The organism is Streptococcus sp. Marseille-P7376, assembly GCF_902460385.1.
In the GTDB taxonomy this organism is placed as follows: domain Bacteria; phylum Bacillota; class Bacilli; order Lactobacillales; family Streptococcaceae; genus Streptococcus; species Streptococcus sinensis.
On record NZ_CABPTS010000041.1, the window covers coordinates 1 to 5,222 of the forward strand.

The following is a 5,222-nucleotide window of genomic DNA, read 5'->3' on the forward strand; positions in this document are numbered from 1 at the left end:
GCTAAGCGACTTCCATATCTCACAGGGGGCAACCCCCAACTACTTCCGGCGTTCTAGGGCTTAACTACTGTGTTCGGCATGGGTACAGGTGTATCTCCTAGGCTATCGTCACTTAACTTTCTGAATTAACGTGCAATCTTACATTGCCTTGTCAACTCAAAATTGAATAACTACTCATTTCTAACAAGTCTTATCGAACGCTGCGCTCAATGAAATTGTATTCGGACTTAAAAGCTAGTAAATTAGATAGCCTACCTGCGTCATCATCGATGACTGGCTAGCCTCCTAAATTTATACGCTTTTCTCAACGTCCTCTTTACTTAGTTTTGGATAAGTCCTCGAGCTATTAGTATTAGTCCGCTTCATGTGTCGCCACACTTCCACTCCTAACCTATCTACCTGATCTTCTCTCAGGGCTCTTACTAACTTGCGTTATGGGAAATCTCATCTTGAGGTGGGTTTCACACTTAGATGCTTTCAGCGTTTATCCCTTCCCTACATAGCTACCCAGCGATGCTCTTGGCAGAACAACTGGTACACCAGCGGTAAGTCCACTCTGGTCCTCTCGTACTAGGAGCAGATCCTCTCAAATTTCCTACGCCCGCGACGGATAGGGACCGAACTGTCTCACGACGTTCTGAACCCAGCTCGCGTGCCGCTTTAATGGGCGAACAGCCCAACCCTTGGGACCGACTACAGCCCCAGGATGCGACGAGCCGACATCGAGGTGCCAAACCTCCCCGTCGATGTGAACTCTTGGGGGAGATAAGCCTGTTATCCCCAGGGTAGCTTTTATCCGTTGAGCGATGGCCCTTCCATGCGGAACCACCGGATCACTAAGCCCGACTTTCGTCCCTGCTCGAGTTGTTGCTCTCGCAGTCAAGCTCCCTTATACCTTTACACTCTGCGACTGATTTCCAACCAGTCTGAGGGAACCTTTGGGCGCCTCCGTTACCTTTTAGGAGGCGACCGCCCCAGTCAAACTGCCCGTCAGACACTGTCTCCGATAGGGATCACCTATCCGGGTTAGAGTGGCCATAACACAAGGGTAGTATCCCAACAACGCCTCCATCGAAACTGGCGTCCCGATCTCATTGGCTCCTACCTATCCTGTACATGTGGCACAGACACTCAATATCAAACTGCAGTAAAGCTCCATGGGGTCTTTCCGTCCTGTCGCGGGTAACCTGCATCTTCACAGGTACTAAAATTTCACCGAGTCTCTCGTTGAGACAGTGCCCAAATCATTACGCCTTTCGTGCGGGTCGGAACTTACCCGACAAGGAATTTCGCTACCTTAGGACCGTTATAGTTACGGCCGCCGTTTACTGGGGCTTCAATTCATACCTTCGGATTACTCCTAAGCACTCCTCTTAACCTTCCAGCACCGGGCAGGCGTCACCCCCTATACATCATCTTACGATTTAGCAGAGAGCTGTGTTTTTGATAAACAGTTGCTTGGGCCTATTCACTGCGGCTGACTTAATGTCAGCACCCCTTCTCCCGAAGTTACGGGGTCATTTTGCCGAGTTCCTTAACGAGAGTTCTCTCGATCACCTGAGGCTACTCGCCTCGACTACCTGTGTCGGTTTGCGGTACGGGTAGAGTATGATACAACGCTAGAAGCTTTTCTTGGCAGTGTGACATCACTCACTCGCTACTAATCTTCGCTCCCCATCACAGCTCAACGTTATAGGTATAAGCATTTGACTCATACCACGCCTCACTGCTTAGACGTACATCCATTCGTACGCACGAGTTAGCCTACTGCGTCCCTCCATCACTTCATACTCTAGTACAGGAATATCAACCTGTTGTCCATCGGATACACCTTTCGGTCTCTCCTTAGGTCCCGACTAACCCAGGGCGGACGAGCCTTCCCCTGGAAACCTTAGTCTTACGGTGGATGGGATTCTCACCCATCTTTCGCTACTCATACCGGCATTCTCACTTCTATGCGTTCCAGCGCTCCTCACGGTACACCTTCTCTACACATAGAACGCTCTCCTACCATACCTATAAAGGTATCCACAGCTTCGGTAAATTGTTTTAGCCCCGGTACATTTTCGGCGCAGGGTCACTCGACTAGTGAGCTATTACGCACTCTTTGAATGAATAGCTGCTTCTAAGCTAACATCCTAGTTGTCTGTGCAACCCCACATCCTTTTCCACTTAACAATTATTTTGGGACCTTAGCTGGTGGTCTGGGCTGTTTCCCTTTCGACTACGGATCTTAGCACTCGCAGTCTGACTGCCGACCATAATTCATTGGCATTCGGAGTTTATCTGAGATTGGTAATCCGGGATGGACCCCTCACCCAAACAGTGCTCTACCTCCAAGAATCTTGATGTCGACGCTAGCCCTAAAGCTATTTCGGAGAGAACCAGCTATCTCCAAGTTCGTTTGGAATTTCTCCGCTACCCACAAGTCATCCAAGCACTTTTCAACGTGCCCTGGTTCGGTCCTCCAGTGCGTTTTACCGCACCTTCAACCTGCTCATGGGTAGGTCACATGGTTTCGGGTCTACATCATGATACTAAAGCGCCCTATTCAGACTCGGTTTCCCTACGGCTCCGTCTCTTCAACTTAACCTCGCATCATAACGTAACTCGCCGGTTCATTCTACAAAAGGCACGCTCTCACCCATTAACGGGCTCGAACTTGTTGTAGGCACACGGTTTCAGGTTCTATTTCACTCCCCTTCCGGGGTACTTTTCACCTTTCCCTCACGGTACTGGTTCACTATCGGTCACTAGGGAGTATTTAGGGTTGGGAGATGGTCCTCCCAGATTCCGACGGGATTTCGCGTGTCCCGCCGTACTCAGGATTCTGCTAGGTACAGATTCTATTTAAATTACGAGGCTCTTACTCTCTTTGGCTGACCTTCCCATGTCATTCTTCTATAAAATCTGAGTCCACAGCGCAGTCCTACAACCCCGAAGAGTAAACTCTTCGGTTTGCCCTCCTGCCTCTTCGCTCGCCGCTACTAAGGCAATCGCTTTTGCTTTCTCTTCCTGCAGCTACTTAGATGTTTCAGTTCACTGCGTCTTCCTCCTCATCTCCTTAACAGAGATGGGTAACAGGTAGTACCTGTTGGGTTCCCCCATTCGGACACCCCCGGATCTATGCTTACTTACAGCTCCCCGAGGCATTTCGTCGTTTGTCACGTCCTTCTTCGGCTCCTAGTGCCAAGGCATCCACCGTGCGCCCTTACTAACTTAACCTTATTTTTCGACCTTTCAGTCTTAAACTCATTAATATTCACAGCGTTTTCGGTTTATTTTCTTGTTACTATTTGATATAGTTATTCAATTTTCAATGGACAAGTTTAGAATAGTACATACTATCCTAATGGAGCCTAGCGGGATCGAACCGCTGACCTCCTGCGTGCAAAGCAGGCGCTCTCCCAGCTGAGCTAAGGCCCCACAAGACCTCTCAAAACTAAACATGACGACCAATGGCTTCCGTTTTCCTTAGAAAGGAGGTGATCCAGCCGCACCTTCCGATACGGCTACCTTGTTACGACTTCACCCCAATCATCTATCCCACCTTAGGCGGCTGGCTCCTAAAAGGTTACCTCACCGACTTCGGGTGTTACAAACTCTCGTGGTGTGACGGGCGGTGTGTACAAGGCCCGGGAACGTATTCACCGCGGCGTGCTGATCCGCGATTACTAGCGATTCCGACTTCATGTAGGCGAGTTGCAGCCTACAATCCGAACTGAGACTGGCTTTAAGAGATTAGCTTGCCGTCACCGACTTGCGACTCGTTGTACCAGCCATTGTAGCACGTGTGTAGCCCAGGTCATAAGGGGCATGATGATTTGACGTCATCCCCACCTTCCTCCGGTTTATTACCGGCAGTCTCGCTAGAGTGCCCAACTGAATGATGGCAACTAACAATAAGGGTTGCGCTCGTTGCGGGACTTAACCCAACATCTCACGACACGAGCTGACGACAACCATGCACCACCTGTCACCGGTGTGCCGAAGCAAAATCCTATCTCTAGGACGGGCACCGGGATGTCAAGACCTGGTAAGGTTCTTCGCGTTGCTTCGAATTAAACCACATGCTCCACCGCTTGTGCGGGCCCCCGTCAATTCCTTTGAGTTTCAACCTTGCGGTCGTACTCCCCAGGCGGAGTGCTTAATGCGTTAGCTGCGGCACTGAGTCCCGGAAAGGACCCAACACCTAGCACTCATCGTTTACGGCGTGGACTACCAGGGTATCTAATCCTGTTTGCTCCCCACGCTTTCGAGCCTCAGCGTCAGTTACAGACCAGAGAGCCGCTTTCGCCACCGGTGTTCCTCCATATATCTACGCATTTCACCGCTACACATGGAATTCCACTCTCCCCTTCTGCACTCAAGTTAAACAGTTTCCAAAGCGTACTATGGTTAAGCCACAGCCTTTAACTTCAGACTTATCTAACCGCCTGCGCTCGCTTTACGCCCAATAAATCCGGACAACGCTCGGGACCTACGTATTACCGCGGCTGCTGGCACGTAGTTAGCCGTCCCTTTCTGGTAAGTTACCGTCACAGTGTGAACTTTCCACTCTCACACTCGTTCTTCTCTTACAACAGAGCTTTACGATCCGAAAACCTTCTTCACTCACGCGGCGTTGCTCGGTCAGGGTTCCCCCCATTGCCGAAGATTCCCTACTGCTGCCTCCCGTAGGAGTCTGGGCCGTGTCTCAGTCCCAGTGTGGCCGATCACCCTCTCAGGTCGGCTATGTATCGTTGCCTAGGTGAGCCGTTACCTCACCTACTAGCTAATACAACGCAGGTCCATCTCTTAGTGATGCAATTGCATCTTTTAATATCTTACCATGCAGTAAGATATCTTATGCGGTATTAGCTATCGTTTCCAATAGTTATCCCCCGCTAAAAGGTAGGTTACCTACGCGTTACTCACCCGTTCGCGACTCACAAAGTACGGTGTAGTAAACTACGGTGTACCTCGTGCGTTCCACTTGCATGTATTAGGCACGCCGCCAGCGTTCGTCCTGAGCCAGGATCAAACTCTCATTAAAAGTTTGAGTTCTCACTCATTTCTGTCACTGACAGATTTATTGTTTTTTCATTGTTCAGTACTACAACTTCAGTTGTAGTGCCCTGCACATTGGTTCGTCTTGTTCAGTTTTCAAAGGTCTTTGTCGCCCTCGCAAGCGACAACTATATCAGTATATCACCTCAACTAATTCTTGTCAATACTTTTTT

Annotated in this window: 1 tRNA gene and 3 rRNA genes; all 4 read right to left on the bottom strand. The window is 49.8% G+C overall.

What is annotated here, in order from left to right:
• The 4 genes from rrf to FZ952_RS11380 all read right to left on the bottom strand — a co-directional run bounded on the left by rrf (nt 1) and on the right by FZ952_RS11380 (nt 5,035).
• Nucleotides 1–116: ribosomal RNA gene (gene rrf, locus FZ952_RS11365) — 5S ribosomal RNA — on the bottom strand.
• Between the two features lie 210 nt (nt 117–326).
• A 23S ribosomal RNA gene (locus tag FZ952_RS11370) occupies nt 327–3,225 on the bottom strand.
• 128 nt (nt 3,226–3,353) lie between these two features.
• Nucleotides 3,354–3,426: transfer RNA gene (locus FZ952_RS11375), tRNA-Ala, on the bottom strand.
• Nucleotides 3,427–3,478: 52 nt separating this feature from the next.
• Nucleotides 3,479–5,035 (bottom strand): 16S ribosomal RNA (locus FZ952_RS11380).
• The 16S, 23S and 5S rRNA genes sit together here with 1 tRNA gene alongside, the layout of an rRNA operon.
• Nucleotides 5,036–5,222: the final 187 nt, after the last annotated feature.